Source organism: Methylococcus sp. S1M (genome assembly GCF_051295855.1).
In the GTDB taxonomy this organism is placed as follows: Bacteria; Pseudomonadota; Gammaproteobacteria; order Methylococcales; family Methylococcaceae; genus Methylococcus; species Methylococcus capsulatus.
This window is the reverse complement of record NZ_JBPDXO010000002.1, coordinates 230,513-249,316: the sequence shown is the minus strand read 5'-3', so window position 1 is coordinate 249,316 and position 18,804 is coordinate 230,513. Positions and strand designations below refer to the sequence as shown.

The following is an 18,804-nucleotide window of genomic DNA, read 5'->3' as shown; positions in this document are numbered from 1 at the left end:
ATTTTGCAGGTCGGCGCTCGCGGCCTTGTCAATGAATGTGCATTTCCCGGTTGCCGGCTTTGTCGCTCCGCTCCAGCCGGTACCGGTCCGGGTCGCCGGGTAGCGGCTTGCCGTCGCTGGCCAGATAGATCAGTGTGCCTTCATCCTTGATGGCGAGCCGGCGTGGCGGTGCTTCTTTGTTGGGTGTCAGCACGACGATCCCGTTCTTGTCGTCCCACTGGTATTTGCCTTTTTCGAAGGACTCCCGATTTTGCGGCTTGGCGGGTTGGATCACCAGCAGGTAGCGGTCCTTGTCGTTCAAGGACAGCGTCATTTTCAGTCCGTCGCAGTTTTCTTCCTGGCACGGAAGGTAACCGTAGAAGACGCCGCGGAATCTGCCTGTCGTTTCGTCGCCGGCATGCGCCGAATGGTCCATGCCGCCATGTTGACCCAGTTCGCGTGCCTTGAGGGCTCTTTCCTGGATCTCTTTGTCGCTTTCTGCCCCAGCCGGAGGGATCGCGCCCAGCAGCGCGATAAAAACGAGGAAGGATGCCTTCTTGATCATTTTTCCGTTCAATGTCTGCATTGGGGTTACTGAGGATCGGTTTGCCCGGCGGCGGTTCCTGCGGAAGCAAAGTCCGCGCAAGGCTCGACGTTCCGCACGCCTGTCACTCATTTTCACATACTCATTGCCTTCGGAGCACATCCGGCCCGCGGTTTGGGGAAGAAGGGGTTCGCAACTTGCATATGCGGGGAAGGCCAGACCCGATTCATGGCGAGGGCGTTCGCTCCACCGGGCGTCGGGAATGTCCATATCATCGGAAACTTATATACAATGCCTCCAGGGCATCCGTTCGCCATGCGGCCGGAAGCCTTCCCGCATGAAACTCCCCGCCGGGGCGCCCGCAGCAGGGGGTTCGCCATAACTACAGCGACCTCGAGGTCGATAAGGAGGAGGTTATGCCGTCCAGCATTCATCTGTCGCGCCGCCGTTTTCTCCGCCAGACCGGTCTGGGTATGTTCGCTCTTGCCGGGGTGCCGGCCTGGGTGCGGGCCATGACCATGGCGGGTGGTCCGAAGCTCAGCCCGAACAAGGCATCGCCCGCGTTCGCCCCGGACGTGGAAATCGAGCTGGCGGCTCGCCAGTCCTCGGTGTCCATCCTGCCTGGTCCGCCGACCCGGGTTCTGCAGTATGCCGCGCGGCTGGTGAAAGGCCCGGAAGGTACGCTGACGAACCTGCCGGGGTCTTACCTCGGCCCGCTGATCCGTCTCCAAAAGGGGCAGAAGGTGCGCATCCATTTCCGCAACGAGCTGGCCGAGCCGACCATCGCCCACTGGCACGGTATGCATGTCCCGGCGCTGATGGATGGCCATCCGATGTACGCGATGGATCCGGGAGAAACGTTCGTCTACGAATTCGAGGTGCTCAACCGGGCGAGCCTCAATATATACCATCCCCATCCGCACGAGCTGACGGGGCGGCAGGTCTATTACGGTCTGGCCGGCGGCATCCTGGTGAACGACGACGAGGAGGCGGCTCTGGGTCTGCCCGTCGGGGAGTACGAAATTCCGATCGTGCTGCAGGACCGGCGCTTCGATGCCGACAACCAGCTCGTCTATGTCCGCCACATGCACGAAAAGATGATGGGGTTCCACGGTGACCGCATCCTGGTCAACGGTCGCCCGGACTTCACACTGGAAGTGGCGAGCCGGGCGTACCGGCTGCGGATCATGAACGGCTCGAACGCACGTATCTACAAGCTGGGCTGGGACGACGGCACGCCCTTGACGGTCCTCGGTACCGACGGCGGCCTGCTGGAGACGCCGGAGGTCAAGCCCTATGTGATGCTCGCGCCGGGCGAGCGCCTGGACGTGTGGGCGGATTTCAGCGGACGCGCCGTTGGTTCGCAGCTGGTGATGCGGAGCCTGCCGTTTTCGGGGGCTCTGCCGATGATGGCGCGGCGGATGATGGGTGAGATGATGCACAGCGCCTTGCCGCCGGGCAGCGATTATCCGCTGTTCACGGTCCGGGTCAGCCGGGGGGTGAGCGAAAGCCCCAGCCTGCCGAGGCGGCTCGCGAGGATTTCTCGCTACACTCTCGCCGATACCGCCAACCCGGACAAACCGGTGCCTCTGGAGATTTCCGAAGGACCGATGTCCATGCTGATCAACCGGCGGCCATATGCCCACGACGACCTGCAGCCGTTCGAGCGGATTCCGCTGGGCAGCGTCCAACTGCTGGAGATATTCCACGGCCATGGGGGTTCGGGGCATGGCGAAGGAGGGGAGGGCATGGCGCATGGAGGCGGATCTGGCATGGGCATGCATGGCGGCATGGGGATGGGCATGATGGGGCATCGCGGCGGCATGGGGATGATGGGAGGACATGGCGGAGGCATGGGCATGATGATGTCGATGGCGCATCCCATCCATCTGCACGGCCAGTCCTTCCAGATCGTCAGCCGCACCGTGAGCAATGCGACGATGGACGACTATGCCAGCGTGCGCGATGGCTTCGTCGACAGCGGATGGAAGGACACCGTGCTGGCGATGCCCGGCGAACGTATCCGTCTGATCAAGCCATTCCAGGACTTCAAGGGCCTCTTCATGTACCACTGCCACAACCTGGAGCACGAAGACATGGGCATGATGCGCGAATTTTCCATCGAATGAACGAAGTTCGGGCAGGGCAAGGACTGTCCTGCCCGAACTTGCGAGGCACTCGTCTTTTCCTGCGTCCCTGAGGGACGGGAGGGAGTGGTAGCTCCCGGTTCCCGTCATTGATTCCTCTGGAGATTCGGTTCGCGCATGTGGGCTTGCCATTGAACTATTAAATACGAATCATTATCATTTGAATTCGTATCTACTCCGATTCGCCGTTTGGGTAGCCGTACTTTTTCCGAATAACGAAACCACGCGAGCGCGACATGAGATTTCATCTTCTTCTTTCCCGATCCTCCTTGAATTGGCTGGGTGTTTTGATTCCGCTGTGCCTGAGTCCGGCGAATGCTGCGCCGCCGGACCCTTTCGAGGGGGCTCGGCATGTATTGACCGTAAAGTTCAACGTCAACAGGCCCGTTACGGACACGGAGGACCAATTCCGGGCCGTCCTCCAGCTCATGGACGCCATCGATGGTGAAACGGCTGGCGTGGCCGAACATCATCCGGCCAAGGACGCCACCTGCGATCAGTGTCACGTCAAGGATTTCATCTCCGTGGACCATTACGGCCTGATGATCAATGAAGCGAACCCGGCCAAGAGCTGCGAAAAGGCCGGCTGCCATAGCCTGACGGTGGCGGGGGAGATGCCGTTCTACGTCAAACCGTTTGCGTCGCTGGATGAAACCAGGAACGCTGGACTGGCGAAGCAGCGTTTGGCCGCGGCCCGGACCCTGTTGCGATATGCCGGGTCGTTCAAGGGAAACACGGCTGCACGCCTCAGCGGGCTGCCTCAGATCGGATCGTTTTCGATCGACGTCCGTGCCCAGGACAAGAACATCAACAATCTGACGCACGACGTGCCGCTGGTGTTCTTCGAGCCGAAAAACGCCTTCGACGTGAAGAAAAACGCCGATCTGCTGCCCCAGTATGCCGCCGCCCTGTCGAACGAGGTGCTGTCCCTGGTTGAGCAGGACATGAGCGTCCCGACCCGGCTGGAGGCGACGGTGGAAGCCAGGATGGCCAGGGCGGCCGATTTGCACAAGCATCTGGCGCTCGCGGATCAGGATATGTCCATACAGCCTCTGCTGACGAATTCGCAGATCGTGCTGCGTTATCTGGCGACCCTGCCGGCCGAAGCCGCCGATTTCATGTCGTCCCGGCTGGCGGAAGACTTTCCTGCCGCTGTGCTCAAGACCGACGCCACGACCGGCGAGACCTCGACCGGCCTGCGCCGCACCGTCACCTGGGAAATTCCCGCGGTGGCCAATGACGGGGTGAACGCCGCTACGATCGTCTTGCAGCGCAACGAAGAAGGCAGCCGGACCCAGCCCTCGACGCAACTGCAGTTCCAGCGGCTGGCCGGCTCCATGCGCGGTACCGCCGTCCGGATGCTCGAATCCTTCCAGGAACGTTATTCCGCGTTCGCCGCCGATCATGCCCGCTTCACGTTGACCTATCAGGCCAGCCGGGAGGAGGACAAGAGTCTGTTGACCACGGCGATAGGGAATTCCAGGGAAGCTGCGGGTGCGGGCGAGCTCAGGCGGACACTGACGCACAACGAAAACACGGCCACTGGCACCCTGCCGGCGCCGGGCCAAGTGAGTGCGGCCATCGGCGCGGCCAAAGAGATCGCTGCGGCGAATCCTGCCGCGATCCGCAGGGTCCGCAGCACCCTGCGCTTCAAACCCGATCTGACGACCGTGTCCCAGATCGCCGGCGAGGTGCTGCTGGGCTCGCTTCCGCGCGTCTGGGTGTCGGCTGCCCGGACCGAAATTGCCGAAGGAAGCGGAGAGCGGCTGGTTTTCACCGTGTCTCGCGAGACGCCGATGGACAGGTCCTTGACCGTTAATCTGACGCTGGGCGGCACTGCCCGGCCGGGCAAGGACTATATCAAGCCCAAGCTCCGGGTCACTCTGCCAAAAGGCGTCGCCAGCGTGGATGTGTCGGTGAAGCTCCGCGACGACCGCCTGGTCGAAGGGCGGGAAACGGTCACCATGGCCATCGCCGGAAGGCGGGAGTACACCCGCTTGCCGGCGACGGAGGCCACGGTCGCCATCGCCGACGACGATTGATCCCGTCGGGAAGGACGGAGGCTTGGCAACGGAGGGCCGGGGGGGATTAAAATCACCGCCCTTCGGCCTCCTTTCGTCGCCGGTTCTTCCTCCCATTGCTTCGGCCATCGTCCCTATGCGTATCGGAACCCCCAATTCCCCCTCCGCCGTCCGGGTGATACTCCTGGGCGGCGGCGAACTTGGCAAGGAGGTGGCGATTTCCCTCCAGCGTTACGGCGTCGAGGTGATCGCCGTCGACCGCTATGCCGGCGCGCCGGCGCAGCAGGTCGCCCACCGCTCCCACGTCGTCGACATGACCGACCCGGGGGCGATCCATCGGTTGGTCGAGTTCGAGCGCCCACATTTCGTCGTGCCCGAGATCGAAGCGATCGCCACCGATGCCTTGGTCGAGATCGAGCGGGCGGGGTTGGCGGAGGTCGTTCCCAATGCCCGCGCTGTGCAACTCACCATGAACCGCGAAGGCATCCGGCGGCTGGCGGCGGAAAAGCTGGGCCTGCCCACCTCACCCTATGCCTTTGCCGATTCCTGTGCCGCCTTGGCCGAGGCCGCGGCGAAGATCGGCTTTCCGTGTTTCGTCAAGCCCGTCATGTCGTCCTCCGGCAAGGGCCAATCTCTGCTCGAGAGCCCGTCGGATGTCCAGGCAGCCTGGGATCACGCGCGGGAGGGTGGCCGGGTCGGGGCAAGCCGTGTCATCGTCGAAGGCCGGATCGACTTCGATTTCGAGATTACCCTGCTGACGGTGCGCACCCCCGTTTCCGGAGGTGACGCCGGGATCGCGTTCTGTGAGCCCGTGGGGCACCGGCAGCAAGCCGGGGATTACGTGGAAAGCTGGCAGCCGCAGTCCCTGAATCCGAAGGCCAGGGAACGGGCCGAGGCGATCGCCCGCACCGTGGTTGATGCGCTGGGAGGGCGCGGGCTGTTTGGTGTCGAGCTGTTCGTCCGGGGGGATGAGGTGTGGTTCAGCGAAGTGAGCCCCCGGCCGCACGATACGGGCATGGTGACCATGGTCAGCCAGGCACAGAACGAGTTCGAACTGCATGTGCGTGCGATTCTGGGATTGCCGGTCGATTCCTCCCTGCGGCGTCCCGGCGCCAGCGCCGTCATTTACGGAGGGGTGGCGGCGGAAGGCATCGCGTTCGAGGGATTGGAGCGGGCGCTGGCCGTGCCGGAATCCGAGGTCCGCCTGTTTGGCAAGCCGGAGGCCCATCCACGGCGGCGTATGGGTGTGGCGCTGGCGGCGGCGGATACGGTGGAAGAGGCGCGAAGGCGGGCGGTGTTGGCGGCATCGCGGGTGCGGCCGGTCAAAATACCGGCTTGAGGCTTGTCCGGCCGAACGGAGCGGTGGTATAAACCCGCTCGTCCGGATTCGAGAAAACGACGTAAAAACATGCGGATGAAACGACGTCTTTGGATCGCCTTGCTGCTGGGGGGGCTGCCGGCGGCGCAGGTCTCGGCGGATGTCTACAAGTTCGTCGACAAGAAGGGTCATGTCTATTACACCGATCGTCCCCCGCATAGCGGCTACCGGCTGATCGCCACCACCAGGGTGTCGGGCAGGCTGGGGTCACCGGCCCCCGCGTACCAGGAGGCGTCATCGGGCCGGGCTTCGGCTCCGGTCGCCTTCAGGTCCGGGACATTGGCGCGCAACCGCGAAATGCTGGCGCCGCTGATCGCCGAAGCGGCCGAGCGCTACGACCTCGATCCCCTGCTGCTGCACGCGATGATCCAGGCGGAATCGGCATACAACTCGGAGGCGGTTTCGGGTAAGGGGGCTGTGGGCTTGATGCAACTGATGCCGGACACTGCAGCACGCTATGGCGTGCGGGACCGGACCGACCCGGTGGAGAACGTCTACGGGGGGGCCCGCTATCTGCGCGACCTCATTGGCATGTTTAACGATGTCAGCCTGGCGGTCGCCGCCTACAATGCCGGCGAGAACAACATCATCAAATACGGCAACCGGGTGCCTCCTTTTCCCGAAACCCAGGATTATCTGAACCGAGTGATCGAATACTACAATCGCCTGAACTGACGCCGCATCGTGTGGGTTCTGTTCAGAAGACGGCGATGCCAAAGCGTTTCAGTATTTCCGTCAGCAGGATCAGGGGGAGACCGACCAGGGCGTTCGGATCTTCGCCCTCGAAGCGTTCGATGAGGGCGATGCCCAGTCCTTCCGACTTGAAAGCGCCGGCGCAGTCGTAGGGTTCGTCGGCGGTGACGTAGCGTTCTATCTGGTCTCGGTCGAGGCGGCGGAAATGGACGTGGCAGCGGTCCAGGCCGGTATGGCTGACCCCGCTGACCGCGTCGTGCACGCACAATCCCGTCAGGAATGTCACGGTGTTCCCCGAGGCCCGCAGCAACTGTGCGACCGCCTTCTCATGAGTACCAGGCTTGCCCAGTCTCGAATCGCCCAGCACGGCCACCTGATCCGAACCGATGATCAGATGGTCGGGATAGGCGGGCGCCAGTGCCAGCGCTTTCTCACAGGCCAGCCTCAAGGCGAGATCATCCGCAGCCTCTCCCGGTCTCGCTGCTTCGTCGATGTCCGGCGCCACAGCGGTAAAGTGCAGACCCAGTTTGCGGAGTAGCTCGCGGCGGTAACTCGAACCTGAAGCCAGGAGGAGCGGCCTCGACTGCGGTGGGGGAGTCGGCATCGCGGTGTTTCCGGGCTTTGACAGAAGTTGGATTTTGCCTGTATTATTACACGATTATGCTTTCCCGCTTGCCTGAATTCGTCGATCCGCTGAGGTTCGCCGACAAGTGTCGCCGGGTAGCGGGCGAATTGTCGCTGACGCTTTTCGATCGAATCGAAGAGTCCTTGTTTGAAAGGGCCGGAAACGTCCGGGTTGCACTGGATTTCGGCAAGGACGGTCGATGGTCGGTGGTAACCGGTACGGTTGAAACGGATCTCGTGCTGCGGTGTCAGCTCTGCCTGGATCGGCTGCCATGGCCGGTGCGGTTACGGGTCGCGCTGGGTGTCGTGGCCTCGCTGGAGGAGGCTGACCACCTGCCGGCGTCTTACGAGCCGCTGCTGTTCGATGGCGGAGCGCCGATCCGCCTGTCCGACCTGGTTCAGGATGAGCTGGTGCTGGCCATCCCGTTGATACCGCAGCACGCAGCCTGTGGGGATGCCGCGCCGCTTGGGCCGCGGGCGGAAAAGGGAAAGAGGGAAAACCCGTTTGCCGTGCTAGAGCAATTGAAAAACAACGATAGCAAGTCTTCTTAAGGAGTCATCATGGCTGTTCAACAAAATCGCAAGACCCGTTCGAAGCGCGGCATGCGGCGGTCGCACGACGCATTGAGCGCGAGTGCCCTGTCCGTCGAGGCGAACACTGGCGAAACCCATCTGCGCCACCATGTGAGCCCGGACGGTTACTATCGTGGTCGTCGCGTCATCGCGCCGAAGCACGGCGACGAGACTGAAGAATAAGCATAGACCCTCCGGTCTGACGGTTCGTTGCCTTTCTATATCGACTCTTGATGGCGATGCATGCGGCGCGGTGACGGTATGACGACCATCGCATTGGACGCGATGGGTGGTGACCACGGGCCCAAAGTCGTGGTGCCGGCGGCCTTGGATAGTTTGGAGCAAAACCCTTCGCTGCGGTTGGTGCTGGTCGGCGACGAGTCGGTGCTGAGAGAGTATCTCAAGGATACCCGGCGTCGGTTCGGGGATCGGTTGAGGGTGCATCATGCCTCGGAGGTCGTGGAAATGCACGACCAGCCTTCCAAGGCGCTTCGCAACAAGAAGGACTCGTCGATGCGGGTGGCCATCGATCTGGTCAAGCAAGGCGATGCCGACGCCTGCGTGAGCGCCGGGAATACCGGCGCGTTGATGGCAATCGCCAAGTTCGTTCTCAAGACCCTGCCAGGCATCGACCGGCCAGCGATCATCGCGGCCGTTCCTTCCATGACGGGGCATACCCATGTCCTCGATCTCGGTGCCAACGTCGATTGCACTGCCGAGCACCTCTATCAGTTTGCGGTCATGGGTTATGAGCTGGTCAGGGCAGTGGAGGAGCGGGAGCATCCCACGGTCGGTCTTCTCAACATCGGCGAAGAGGAGATCAAGGGGAACGAGCAGGTGAAGCGGGCCGCCGAGCTGCTCAGCGGAGCCCACGTCAACTTCGTCGGCTTCGTCGAGGGCGACGACATTTTCAAGGGCAGCGTCGACATCGTCGTAACCGACGGTTTCGTCGGAAATGTCGCGCTGAAAAGCAGCGAGGGTCTGGCGAAAATGATCTCTCATTTCATCAAGCGGGAGTTCTCCAGCAGTTTGCTGACCCGGCTGGCCGGCCTGATCGCGCTGCCCGTGCTCAATGCCTTCAAGCACCGGATCGACCCGCGCCAGTATAACGGTGCCAGTCTCCTGGGCTTGCGCGGCATCGTGATCAAGAGCCACGGCAACGCGGATCGCTTTTCTTTTGCCAATGCCGTTACGATCGCTGTGAAAGAAGTCGAGAAAGCCGTTCCGCACCGTATCGGCGAGCGGATGACGGATGTGTTCGCCGCGAGGAATCTGGCGTGAGCCGTTACTCCCGCATCGCGGGCACCGGCGGCTACCTTCCCCGGCAGGTGGTGACCAACGACGATCTCGCCATGCGGGTCGAGACGTCGGACGAATGGATCGTCGAGCGCACTGGCATCCGCCGCCGACACATCGCGGCTGCTGACGAAACGGCCTCCAGCATGGCCGAGATTGCCTCCCGGCAGGCACTGGAGGCTGCCGCCATCGATCCCCACGATCTCGATCTGATCATCCTCGCGACCAGTTCGCCGGACCGGGTTTTTCCCAGCACGGCATGCCTCCTGCAGCAGCGTTTGGGCGTGCGCAGCTGTGCGGCTTTCGACGTGCAGGCGGCGTGTTCGGGGTTCATCTTCGCGTTGAGCATCGCCGACCAGTACATTTCCGCCGGCAATGCCAACCGCGTGTTGGTGGTCGGTACGGAGGTCAATTCGCGTTCCGTGGATTGGGACGACCGCTCGACTTGCATTCTGTTCGGTGACGGTGCCGGGGCCGTGGTGCTCGAATCTGCCACCGAGCCCGGCATCATGAGCACCCATATCCATTCCGACGGCCATTACCAAGATCTGCTCTATCTGCCCAATCCCGCCAGCAACGGCGAAGGCAGCGACGAGAGCCGCACCATCCGGATGCAGGGCAGCGAGGTTTTCAAGGTCGCGGTCAACACACTCGGTCGCATCGTCGATGAAACCCTGGAACAGAACGGCCTTCAGAAATCTGACGTCGACTGGTTGGTGCCCCATCAGGCCAACATCCGCATCATTGCGGCGACCGCGAAGAAGCTCCAGTTGCCCATGGAGCGGGTGGTCGTGACGGTGGACGAGCAGGGCAACACTTCTTCGGCATCGATTCCTCTGGCTTTCGACGAGGCCGTTCGCGACGGCCGCATCAAGCGCGGACAAACCGTGCTTATGGAAGCCTTCGGCGGCGGGTTCGCCTGGGGCTCCGCTCTTCTGCGCTATTAAAGACCATTCGTAATGCCCAACATCGACAACAGCCTCGCTTTCCTTTTTCCGGGGCAAGGCTCTCAGTCCATCGGCATGCTGGCGGATCTCGCCGCAGTCCATCCGGTGGTCGGCGAGACCTTCGCTGAAGCCTCGGAAGTGCTCGGTTTCGACCTCTGGTGTCTGGTCCAGGAGGGCCCCGAGGAAGAGCTCAACCAGACCGTCAACACCCAGCCGGCGATGCTGGCCGCCGGGGTCGCGACCTGGCGGATCTGGTGCAGTTTGACCGATCGCCGCCCCGCCTGGATGGCCGGCCACAGCCTGGGGGAGTATTCGGCATTGGTCGCCGCCGGCGCGCTCGGCTTCGCCGATGCGGTGAAACTGGTGGCCCAGCGCGGCAGACTGATGCAGGAAGCGGTCCCGCCGGGCGCGGGATCCATGGCCGCCATCCTCGGTCTGGAAGATCCCCAGGTCGTCGCGGCATGCAAAGAGGCATCCACCCGAGATTCGGTGGTGACGCCGGCCAATTTCAATGCCCCGGGCCAGGTGGTGATCGCCGGCGCGAGCCAGGCGGTGGAGCGTGCGATCGTGGCGGCCAAGGCGCTGGGGGCGAAACGGGCGGTGCTGCTGCCGGTCAGCGTACCCTCGCATTGTGCGCTGATGGCGCCGGCCTCGGAAAAATTCGCGGCCCTGCTGTCGGAGACGTCGTTCGAATCGCCCCGTGACCGGATCGGCGTGGTCCACAACGTCGACGTCGCCATGCATCCGTCTCCCGAGGTGATCCGGGCGGTGCTGGCTCAGCAGATTTCCCAGCCGGTGCGCTGGTCGGAAACCATCCGCTTCCTCAGCGACCAGGGCGTGAGGCGCTTCGTGGAATGCGGGCCGGGCAAGGTGCTGGCCGGCCTCAACAAGCGGATCGTCAGCAGCGAAGCGACGCTCGCCATCGTGGATCAGGATTCGTTGAATACAGCCTTGGAGTCGATTCAATGACGGACCAGATAGCCATTGTCACGGGGGCCAGCCGAGGAATCGGGCGGGCGATCGCCCATCGTTTGGCGCAGGCCGGTCATACGGTCGTAGGCACCGCCACCTCGGAAGACGGAGCCGCAGCGATCGGATCCGCGCTCACCGATGCCGGCCTGAACGGCTGCGGGCGGGTGCTGGACGTGAGCGATCCCGCTTCGGTCGAGGCCTTCGTGGCCGCCGTCAACGAGGAATTCGGCATACCGACGATCCTGGTCAACAACGCCGGCATTACCCGTGACGGTCTGCTGATGCGTATGAAAGATGAAGACTGGGATGCGATCATCGACACCAATTTGTCTTCCGTCTACCGCATGAGCAAGGCTTGCCTCAAAGGCATGATGAAGGCCCGTACCGGCCGCATCGTCAACATCACTTCGGTCGTGGGGTTGACTGGCAATGCCGGGCAGACCAACTATGCGGCGGCCAAGGCCGGTATCATCGGTTTCACCAAATCCCTGGCCAAAGAGATTGGCTCGCGCGGCATTACGGTGAATTCGGTGGCGCCGGGCTTCATCGATACCGATATGACCCGCGCCCTTCCGGAAGCACACAAGACGGCCCTGCTGGCGTCGATTCCCCTGGGACGGCTGGGACAGGCCGAGGAGATTGCGGGGGCCGTGGCTTTTCTGTGCTCCGACGACGCCGCTTACATCACCGGAGAAACCCTCCATGTCAATGGCGGTATGTTCATGCCCTGAGCGGCTTTTTACGCCAGAGTGCTTGTGTTCGCGGGAATTCACACTAAAATCTCCGCACCTCTAAACTTGAATAACACTGAGGACAAAAAACAATGAGTGATATAGCAGAACGTGTAAAGAAGATCGTCGCCGAACAGTTGGGCGTGAAGGACGAGATCTCGAACGAGGCATCCTTCGTGGACGATCTGGGCGCCGATTCTCTGGACACGGTCGAGCTGGTGATGGCACTCGAGGAAGAGTTCGAGTGCGAAATTCCCGACGAGGACGCCGAAAAGATCACTACGGTTCAGCAGGCGATCGATTACATCCAGAGCCATACCTGATTCGTCTTACCGTTCCATCAGCCCCACGGGACAGCGTCATCCGGTGGGGTCTTCTTTCGTTTACCTCCAGGTGTCAGCGTGAGCAAGCGTCGCGTCGTCATCACCGGACTGGGGATGGTCTGTCCGGTGGGCCTCAATGTCCCCGAGAGCTGGGACAGCATCCTGAACGGCCGCAGCGGAATCGGCCCGATCGAGCATTTCGATGTATCCGACTTCGCTACCCGCTTCGGTGGCAGCGTGCGTAACTTCGATGTCACCCGGTATCTGCCCGAAAAAGAAGCCAAGAAGATGGATACTTTCATCCACTACGGCATGGCAGCGGGCAGTCAGGCGTTCGAAGATTCGGGGCTGGAGGTCACCGAGTCCAATGCGGACCGCGTTGGCGTCTGCGTCGGCTCCGGCATCGGCGGGATCACCGGTATCGAGCACGGTTACGGCGTGTTCCTCAAAAGTGGACCCCGCAAAATTTCTCCTTTCTTTGTGCCGGCCAACATCATCAACATGATTTCCGGCAACCTCTCCATCAAGTACGGCCTGAAAGGCCCGAATTACGCGATCGTCACTGCCTGTGCCACGGCGACTCACAGCATCGGCAGCGCGGCCCGAATCATCCAGTATGGCGATGCCGACGTCATGTTGGCCGGTGGTGCCGAAATGGCGAGTTCACCGACGGCCTTGGGTGGATTCATCTCGGCCCGTGCCTTGTCGCGCCGCAATGACGACCCGGTGCGGGCGAGCCGTCCTTGGGACAAGGACCGCGACGGCTTTGTACTGGGTGATGGTGCCGGCGTGGTGGTGCTGGAGGAGCTGGAGCATGCCAAGAAGCGCGGTGCCCGCATCTACGCGGAGCTGATCGGCTTCGGCATGTCAGGAGATGCCCATCACATGACCCAGCCGCCCGAGGACGGCGATGGTGCGGCGCGTTGTATGATGCACGCGATGCGGGATGCTGGAGTGAATCCGGAAGACATCGATTACGTCAATGCCCACGGCACTTCGACGCCGGCCGGCGATCTGGCGGAGACCCGCGCCATGAAGACGGTGCTCGGGCCGCATGCGTACTCGACGGCTATCAGCTCGACCAAGTCCATGACCGGCCATCTGCTTGGTGCGGCGGGTGGAATCGAGGCGATCTTCTCTGTCCTTGCGATTCGGGACCGCGTGGTACCGCCGACCATCAATCTGGATACGCCCGATCCGGAATGCGATCTGGATTATGTGCCTCATACCGCCCGGGAAAAAGATCTCGAAGTGGTCATGTCCAACTCGTTCGGCTTTGGCGGTACCAACGCCACTTTGATTTTCAAGAAATTCAGATAGGCGCTGGAAGCCACCCCAGGCTTCCGCACCTGCTGTCATCTCTGCCGGATTCCGCCGATGAGGGTCCTGGTCAATGGTCGATCCAGCGGTTGTGTCGATGTGCGGGACCGGGGATTTCAATACGGCGACGGCATCTTCACTACCCTGCGCTTGCGCGCGGGAAAAGCCATGCTGCTGTGTCGCCACTTCGGTCGTCTGGCAGATGCCTGCTTCCGTCTCGGCATCCGTTATCCGGGGGACGAGGCGCTGTCCGCCGATCTGCGACGGCTGGGATTGGAAGCGGCCGAGGGTGTCGTCAAGATACAGATCACACGAGGCGTCGGCGGTCGCGGCTATCGGCCCGTGGCGGAAGGGGAGCCGACGCGCGTGGTGTCGCTTCATCCCGCCCCCGAGTTTCCGCAGGACTATTACCGGTCTGGGGTGAGTGTGACGCTATGCCGTACGCCGCTCGGCATCAATACCGCGCTGGCCGGGGTCAAGCATACGAACCGTCTGGAGCAGGTGCTCGGGCGGGGTGAGTGGGCCGATGAATTCCAGGAAGGCTTGATGTGCGATACCGAAGGCTTTCTCGTGGAGGGTACCATGAGCAACGTCTTCATGGTGAAGGCCGGTAGGCTCGAGACTCCGCTGATCGACCGCTGCGGTGTGGCCGGTGTGATGCGGCGTCTGGTGCTGGAAATCGCCCGGTCTCGAGGTGTCGAGGTGAGCGAAAGGCGTATCCGGCCGGAAGAACTGGCAGCGGCCGATGAGATTTTTCTGACCAACTGCGTCATCGGCATTTGGCCGGTGGCACGGGTGGCGGAGACGAATTACCCGGTGGGCGAGATGACGACGATGCTGAGCCGGGGCTTGGAAATCCATCAGCTGTATGAGGCCGTGGCTGGATGAGGCGTACCCTGCTGCTCGCGGTAATGGCGCTGGTGGCCGGCGTCGCGGTGAAGGATTTCATCGAGTCTACCGAGCGGCCGCTTGCCAACACCGAGCCAGTCGTGTTCGAGATCGCACGGGGACAGGGCCTGAAGGACGTGGCTCTGGCGCTGAAGGAGGCGGGCGTGATCGATGAGCCCTGGTGGCTCATGCTGCAGGCCTGGAGGGAAGGTCTGGCGCGCAGGCTCCAGTCGGGGGAATACGAGATTCCGCCGGGCCTGGACCGACGCGGGTTGCTGGCGCTGTTCGCTTCCGGGAAAGTCCGACAGCATGCCGTGACCCTGGTCGAAGGCTGGACTTTCCGGCAGATGTTGGCGGCGCTGCGGGCCCAGCCGGCTCTCGAGCACCTCGTCACGGCGGAGAGCGACGGTGTCGTGCTGATGCGGGTGCTGGGAATCCCGGAAGGAGATCCGGAAGGGCGGTTTTTCCCCGATACTTATTTCTTCACCAAGGGCACGTCGGACATCGAGATCCTCAAGCGCGCTCACCGGCGTATGGCGACGGTCCTGGCTGCGGAATGGGCGCGGCGGGCGCCGGACCTTCCCTACCGGACGCCGGACGATGCACTCATCATGGCTTCCATCATCGAGAAAGAAACCGCCCTGCCCGCTGAAAGAGCCGAAGTGGCCGGTGTGCTGGTCCGGCGGCTGCGCACCGGTATGCCTTTGCAGGTCGATCCGACCGTGATCTACGGTCTGGGCGACCGCTTTGACGGCAATCTGCGTCGCGAACACCTCAAGGCGGACACCCCCTACAACACCTATCTTCATCGCGGTCTGCCGCCGGCACCGATCGCCGCGCCCGGGCTGGCTTCGCTGCGGGCCGCTCTGAACCCGGCACCGGGCGACAGTCTGTATTACGTGGCACGGGGAGACGGCGGCCACCGCTTCTCGCGGACCTGGGACGAACACCGACAGGCGGTAGAGCTTTATCAGAAGGTCGGGCAGCCGTGACACCGGGCAAATTCATCACGCTGGAGGGAGGCGAAGGCGTCGGCAAGAGCACCAACGTCGATTTCGTCGTGAGCCGGCTGCGCGCCCGAGGCCTGAAGGTCGTCGCGACCCGGGAGCCGGGCGGTACCGCTTTCGGGGAAGCGGTACGGGAAATTTTCCTGCGTCAGGATACGGTGCGGCCGGAAGCCGAATTGCTGTTGTTGTTCGCGGCCCGCGTGCACCATCTTCGGGAAGTGATCGAGCCGGCTTTGCGGCGCGGTGACTGGGTGGTCTGTGACCGTTTCACCGACGCCAGCTATGCCTATCAGGGCGCCGGGCGTGGTATCGCCCCTGGCGTCATCGATTTCCTGCGGGACTGGATTCAGGCCGGGCTGAGGCCCGATCTGACCCTCCTGCTGGATGCACCGGTGGACACCGGTTTGAAGCGGGCGCATCAACGCAGCGGTCCGGATCGGTTGGAGAGAGAAGACAGCGCCTTTTTCGCCCGGGTGCGGGAAGGCTATCTGGCGCTGGCGCGGGCAGAACCGGGCCGGATACGGGTGATCGATGCCGACCGGCCTCTGGCCCTGGTTCAGACGGCCATCGCCACCCAGGTGGATTCCCTGTTGGCCGCTCATGTCTGAGTCCATCGGTCGTTATCCGTGGCTGGCACCGGCACGCCGCCGGTTGAGGGCGTATCTGGAGGCGGGACGTTTGCCGCAGGGCTTGCTGATTTCGGGCGCCGCCGGCGTGGGGAAGGGAGTGCTGGCCGACGATTTCGCCCGCCGGCTCCTGTGCGCCAGCCCGCCGGCCGAGGGGGCGTGCGGTACCTGCCATGCCTGTCGTCTGGCGGTGGCTGGCAATCATCCGGACTATCTTCACATCGAGCCGGAGGAAGCCGGTAAACGTATCACCGTCGAGTTGGTTCGCCGGCTGATCGACAGACTTTCGCTCAAGCCGCAATATGGCGCTTCCCGGGTCGTGGTCATCCGTCCGGCGCATGCCATGAACATGGCGGCCGCGAACAGTCTGTTGAAAACGCTGGAAGAACCCGACCCGCATACGCTTTTCCTCCTCATCAGCGAACGACCTGCGCAACTGCCGGCGACGGTGCTCAGTCGCTGCCAGCGGCTGGATGTGAGGCTGCCGGAGCGGGAAGAAGCATTGCGCTGGCTGCGTGGACAGGGGGTCGGGGAAGAGGCAGAGGCCTTGCTGGCGATGGCGGGTGGTGCACCGGTGCGAGCGGTCGAGCTGCATGGGGGCGATCTGGCGCAGCGCAGAAGAATGCTCTTCGATGAGTGGGTGGCCGTGCTCAGGGACGAGAGCGATCCGCTCGCGGTGGCCGAGCGTTGGGCCAAGGAGGACGGCGAGACCGTCCTGATTTGGTTGCGCGGCTGGATCGCGGACCTCATCCGTATCAGTAGCACTGAAGCATCGGTTCCGTTGCGCCTGGCCAACGCCGATCTGGAACCGGGATTGCGGAAAGCGGCGGCGGGCCTGGATCTCCGCGCCCTGTTCGCCTGCCTCGACGGTGTTGATGCGGCCCGCCGCAATCTGGAGGGCCAGGCCAACCGGCAGCTGGTCATGGAAGAGATCCTGATAGACTGGAACCGGTCGAGACCACGGGGGGCGAGGCATTGAGCGAAGAGCAGACGGGTGCCCGCCAGGGTATCCTGGCGCTGACCATCAAAGACAAGAATGCGCTTTACGCCGCCTACATGCCGACCATCAAGAACGGCGGTCTCTTCATCCCGACGACACGCAGTTACCGTCTGGGCGACGAGGTCTTCATGTTGTTGCAGCTGATGGACGAGCCGGAGCGGATCCCGATCTCGGGACGGGTCGTCTGGATTACCCCGAAAGGGGCCGCCGGTTTCCGTTCCGCCGGCATCGGCGTGCAGTTCAGCGACGAGGACGGCGGCGTCACCAAGGCGTTGATCGAGAGTTATCTGTCCGGGCACCTTGAATCGGATCAGCCGACCCATACCATGTAAGCTTTGCCGGCAGCGCCCGGCCTCCCCTCTTGCATCCAATCCTATGTTCATCGACTCCCACGCCCACCTCGATCGCCTCGACCTGAAACCGTTCGGTGGCGATTTTTCGCGCTTCATGGAGGCGGCCGGCGCCGAAGGCGTCGACCGCATGCTGTGCGTAGCGATCAATCTGGACGACTATCCCGCCATGCGCCGGCTCGTCGAACCCTATCCGAACGTGTGTGTTTCGGTTGGCGTGCATCCCAATGAAACCGATACCGAGGAACCAAGCGCCGAACGGCTGGCCGCACTGGCGGATGACGACCGTGTCGTCGCCATTGGCGAAACCGGCCTGGACTATTTCCGCAGCGCGGGTGACCTCGCCTGGCAGCAGGAGCGCTTCCGCATCCACATTCGCGCCGCCAAACTCATCGGCAAGCCGCTGATCGTCCACACCCGCGATTCCCGCTCCGACACCCTGCGCATCCTCGCGGAAGAGGAGGCGGGCGAGGTGGGTGGCGTGTTCCATTGTTTCACCGAAGACTGGGACACGGCGCGCCGCGCGCTCGATTTGAATTTCTCGATATCCTTTTCGGGAATCGTCACGTTCCGCACCGCCGAAACCATTCAGGACGTCGCGCGGCGAGTGCCGGACGAGCGCTATCTGATCGAGACCGACTCGCCCTATCTGGCCCCGGTGCCGCTGCGGGGCAAACCGAACTATCCGCAGCATGTCCGCCATGTCGCCGGTATGATCGCCGAGCTGCGCGGCGCGTCACTGGGCGAGGTGGCGGATCGGACGACGCGGAACTATTACACGCTGTTCGGAAATGGCTAAGTTTACGGAACAGATATTGCTAGCCCCATTGGGTTTTTCCTACCATCCGGTTTCTTGATGGATTCGTACGCTAACTCCCGGCGTTTCGATGCGCTGCCCCCCCAATGGCTGGCGGTGGCCCTGTGCCTGGCCTTGTCAGCAGGATGCGCGCAGCGGAAAGTGGTCAGGCAGCCTGCTATGCCGAGCGTCCGTCCGGCCCCCACGGCAGCACCGGCGCCCAGTCCCAGGCCGAAAGCGGCGGCTCCGCCCGCGAGGCCGGCACCGGGAGCCTGGGCAGGCGCGAAGAAGCAGCCGGCGCCGACCCCCGCCGTGGCAGCCCTGATGTCCGAGGCGGACAAGGCTCAGGGTTCCGGTCAGCTCGACAACGCCGCCACCACCCTGGAGCGCGCCATCCGCATGCAGCCGCGTAATCCGGAGTTGTGGTACCGTCTGGCGACGGTCCGGATGGCCCAGCAGCAGCCGCGTCTTGCGCTCGATCTGGCACGAAAATCCAAGGTCTTGGCTCGGGGCAATCCGGATCTGGTCCAGAAATGTCAGGCGCTGATCGAGGAAGCCGGCCAGCTCGCGGGCGGCGTGGAAAAATAGG

Annotated in this window: 21 protein-coding genes; 19 read left to right on the top strand and 2 right to left on the bottom strand. The window is 63.0% G+C overall.

Annotated elements, in window-relative coordinates; genetic code table 11:
• Positions 1–28 precede the first annotated feature (28 nt).
• The gene (locus tag ACSHWJ_RS04775; RefSeq protein WP_432539423.1) at positions 29–793 is read right to left on the bottom strand and encodes a copper resistance protein NlpE N-terminal domain-containing protein; all 765 of its coding nucleotides are present in this window, start codon (positions 791–793) and stop codon (positions 29–31) included.
• Between the two features lie 146 nt (positions 794–939).
• Here ACSHWJ_RS04775 and ACSHWJ_RS04770 point away from each other — a divergent pair, with 146 nt between their 5' ends.
• From ACSHWJ_RS04770 to ACSHWJ_RS04755, 4 genes are all read left to right on the top strand, one after another.
• Entirely contained in the window at positions 940–2,652 is a 1,713-nt protein-coding gene (locus ACSHWJ_RS04770) for a multicopper oxidase domain-containing protein (protein ID WP_432539424.1), read from the top strand.
• A 374-nt stretch (positions 2,653–3,026) separates the two neighbouring features.
• Complete coding sequence (locus ACSHWJ_RS04765; RefSeq protein WP_432539425.1) at positions 3,027–4,712, top strand: Calx-beta domain-containing protein; 1,686 nt, start codon at positions 3,027–3,029, stop codon at positions 4,710–4,712.
• Between the two features lie 115 nt (positions 4,713–4,827).
• Positions 4,828–6,030: a formate-dependent phosphoribosylglycinamide formyltransferase gene (purT, locus tag ACSHWJ_RS04760; protein ID WP_218797979.1), complete on the top strand. Its 1,203-nt coding sequence runs from the start codon at positions 4,828–4,830 to the stop codon at positions 6,028–6,030.
• A gap of 69 nt (positions 6,031–6,099) precedes the next feature.
• Complete coding sequence (locus ACSHWJ_RS04755; RefSeq protein ID WP_017366314.1) at positions 6,100–6,744, top strand: lytic transglycosylase domain-containing protein; 645 nt, start codon at positions 6,100–6,102, stop codon at positions 6,742–6,744.
• 22 nt (positions 6,745–6,766) lie between these two features.
• Here the strand turns inward: ACSHWJ_RS04755 and ACSHWJ_RS04750 are convergent, their stop codons facing one another.
• The gene (locus ACSHWJ_RS04750; RefSeq protein ID WP_432539426.1) at positions 6,767–7,366 is read right to left on the bottom strand and encodes a Maf family protein; all 600 of its coding nucleotides are present in this window, start codon (positions 7,364–7,366) and stop codon (positions 6,767–6,769) included.
• Between the two features lie 68 nt (positions 7,367–7,434).
• On the opposite strand from ACSHWJ_RS04750, the gene ACSHWJ_RS04745 reads away from it, so the two are divergent.
• From ACSHWJ_RS04745 to ACSHWJ_RS04675, 15 genes are all read left to right on the top strand, one after another.
• The gene (locus ACSHWJ_RS04745; protein WP_228370171.1) at positions 7,435–7,938 is read left to right on the top strand and encodes a YceD family protein; all 504 of its coding nucleotides are present in this window, start codon (positions 7,435–7,437) and stop codon (positions 7,936–7,938) included.
• Positions 7,939–7,947: 9 nt separating this feature from the next.
• Positions 7,948–8,142: a 50S ribosomal protein L32 gene (gene rpmF / locus ACSHWJ_RS04740; RefSeq protein ID WP_010961250.1), complete on the top strand. Its 195-nt coding sequence runs from the start codon at positions 7,948–7,950 to the stop codon at positions 8,140–8,142.
• Between the two features lie 78 nt (positions 8,143–8,220).
• Positions 8,221–9,240 (top strand): phosphate acyltransferase PlsX, encoded by a 1,020-nt coding sequence (plsX, locus tag ACSHWJ_RS04735; protein WP_010961249.1) that lies wholly within the window; start codon positions 8,221–8,223, stop codon positions 9,238–9,240.
• Positions 9,237–10,202: a beta-ketoacyl-ACP synthase III gene (locus ACSHWJ_RS04730; protein ID WP_010961248.1), complete on the top strand. Its 966-nt coding sequence runs from the start codon at positions 9,237–9,239 to the stop codon at positions 10,200–10,202. Before plsX ends, ACSHWJ_RS04730 begins: the two co-directional genes overlap by 4 nt.
• A 12-nt stretch (positions 10,203–10,214) precedes the next feature.
• Positions 10,215–11,171: an ACP S-malonyltransferase gene (gene fabD / locus ACSHWJ_RS04725; RefSeq protein WP_218797975.1), complete on the top strand. Its 957-nt coding sequence runs from the start codon at positions 10,215–10,217 to the stop codon at positions 11,169–11,171.
• Positions 11,168–11,905: a 3-oxoacyl-ACP reductase FabG gene (fabG, locus tag ACSHWJ_RS04720; RefSeq protein WP_218797974.1), complete on the top strand. Its 738-nt coding sequence runs from the start codon at positions 11,168–11,170 to the stop codon at positions 11,903–11,905. The genes fabD and fabG overlap by 4 nt, the downstream gene beginning before the upstream one ends.
• 92 nt (positions 11,906–11,997) lie before the next feature.
• Entirely contained in the window at positions 11,998–12,228 is a 231-nt protein-coding gene (gene acpP, locus ACSHWJ_RS04715) for an acyl carrier protein (protein WP_010961245.1), read from the top strand.
• A 78-nt stretch (positions 12,229–12,306) separates the two neighbouring features.
• Complete coding sequence (fabF, locus tag ACSHWJ_RS04710; RefSeq protein ID WP_017366310.1) at positions 12,307–13,548, top strand: beta-ketoacyl-ACP synthase II; 1,242 nt, start codon at positions 12,307–12,309, stop codon at positions 13,546–13,548.
• A gap of 57 nt (positions 13,549–13,605) precedes the next feature.
• Positions 13,606–14,436, top strand: coding sequence for an aminodeoxychorismate lyase (pabC, locus tag ACSHWJ_RS04705; protein WP_010961243.1), 831 nt, complete (start codon positions 13,606–13,608; stop codon positions 14,434–14,436).
• Positions 14,433–15,428: an endolytic transglycosylase MltG gene (gene mltG / locus ACSHWJ_RS04700; RefSeq protein ID WP_432539427.1), complete on the top strand. Its 996-nt coding sequence runs from the start codon at positions 14,433–14,435 to the stop codon at positions 15,426–15,428. The genes pabC and mltG overlap by 4 nt, the downstream gene beginning before the upstream one ends.
• Complete coding sequence (tmk, locus tag ACSHWJ_RS04695; RefSeq protein ID WP_432539428.1) at positions 15,425–16,051, top strand: dTMP kinase; 627 nt, start codon at positions 15,425–15,427, stop codon at positions 16,049–16,051. The genes mltG and tmk overlap by 4 nt, the downstream gene beginning before the upstream one ends.
• Positions 16,044–17,048: a DNA polymerase III subunit delta' gene (holB, locus tag ACSHWJ_RS04690; RefSeq protein ID WP_432539429.1), complete on the top strand. Its 1,005-nt coding sequence runs from the start codon at positions 16,044–16,046 to the stop codon at positions 17,046–17,048. The genes tmk and holB overlap by 8 nt, the downstream gene beginning before the upstream one ends.
• Positions 17,045–17,401 (top strand): PilZ domain-containing protein, encoded by a 357-nt coding sequence (locus ACSHWJ_RS04685; RefSeq protein WP_010961239.1) that lies wholly within the window; start codon positions 17,045–17,047, stop codon positions 17,399–17,401. Before holB ends, ACSHWJ_RS04685 begins: the two co-directional genes overlap by 4 nt.
• The gene (locus tag ACSHWJ_RS04680) at positions 17,370–18,218 is read left to right on the top strand and encodes a TatD family hydrolase (RefSeq protein WP_010961238.1); all 849 of its coding nucleotides are present in this window, start codon (positions 17,370–17,372) and stop codon (positions 18,216–18,218) included. The genes ACSHWJ_RS04685 and ACSHWJ_RS04680 overlap by 32 nt, the downstream gene beginning before the upstream one ends.
• Before the next feature lie 57 nt (positions 18,219–18,275).
• A complete protein-coding gene (locus ACSHWJ_RS04675; protein WP_143708517.1) occupies positions 18,276–18,803 on the top strand; it encodes a tetratricopeptide repeat protein in 528 nt (175 codons plus the stop codon).
• Position 18,804: the final 1 nt, after the last annotated feature.

What these genes read in the sequence shown, in the direction of transcription:
- ACSHWJ_RS04750 (WP_432539426.1), bottom strand. Translation starts at nt 7,366, where the DNA reads ATGCCGACTCCCCCACCGCAGTCGAGGCCGCTCCTCCTGGCTTCAGGT.
- ACSHWJ_RS04775 (WP_432539423.1), bottom strand. Translation starts at nt 793, where the DNA reads ATGGACATTCCCGACGCCCGGTGGAGCGAACGCCCTCGCCATGAATCG.
- plsX (WP_010961249.1), top strand. Translation starts at nt 8,221, where the DNA reads ATGACGACCATCGCATTGGACGCGATGGGTGGTGACCACGGGCCCAAA.
- purT (WP_218797979.1), top strand. Translation starts at nt 4,828, where the DNA reads ATGCGTATCGGAACCCCCAATTCCCCCTCCGCCGTCCGGGTGATACTC.
- holB (WP_432539429.1), top strand. Translation starts at nt 16,044, where the DNA reads ATGTCTGAGTCCATCGGTCGTTATCCGTGGCTGGCACCGGCACGCCGC.
- ACSHWJ_RS04755 (WP_017366314.1), top strand. Translation starts at nt 6,100, where the DNA reads ATGCGGATGAAACGACGTCTTTGGATCGCCTTGCTGCTGGGGGGGCTG.
- mltG (WP_432539427.1), top strand. Translation starts at nt 14,433, where the DNA reads ATGAGGCGTACCCTGCTGCTCGCGGTAATGGCGCTGGTGGCCGGCGTC.
- pabC (WP_010961243.1), top strand. Translation starts at nt 13,606, where the DNA reads ATGAGGGTCCTGGTCAATGGTCGATCCAGCGGTTGTGTCGATGTGCGG.
- rpmF (WP_010961250.1), top strand. Translation starts at nt 7,948, where the DNA reads ATGGCTGTTCAACAAAATCGCAAGACCCGTTCGAAGCGCGGCATGCGG.
- fabD (WP_218797975.1), top strand. Translation starts at nt 10,215, where the DNA reads ATGCCCAACATCGACAACAGCCTCGCTTTCCTTTTTCCGGGGCAAGGC.
- acpP (WP_010961245.1), top strand. Translation starts at nt 11,998, where the DNA reads ATGAGTGATATAGCAGAACGTGTAAAGAAGATCGTCGCCGAACAGTTG.
- ACSHWJ_RS04675 (WP_143708517.1), top strand. Translation starts at nt 18,276, where the DNA reads ATGGATTCGTACGCTAACTCCCGGCGTTTCGATGCGCTGCCCCCCCAA.
- ACSHWJ_RS04770 (WP_432539424.1), top strand. Translation starts at nt 940, where the DNA reads ATGCCGTCCAGCATTCATCTGTCGCGCCGCCGTTTTCTCCGCCAGACC.
- fabG (WP_218797974.1), top strand. Translation starts at nt 11,168, where the DNA reads ATGACGGACCAGATAGCCATTGTCACGGGGGCCAGCCGAGGAATCGGG.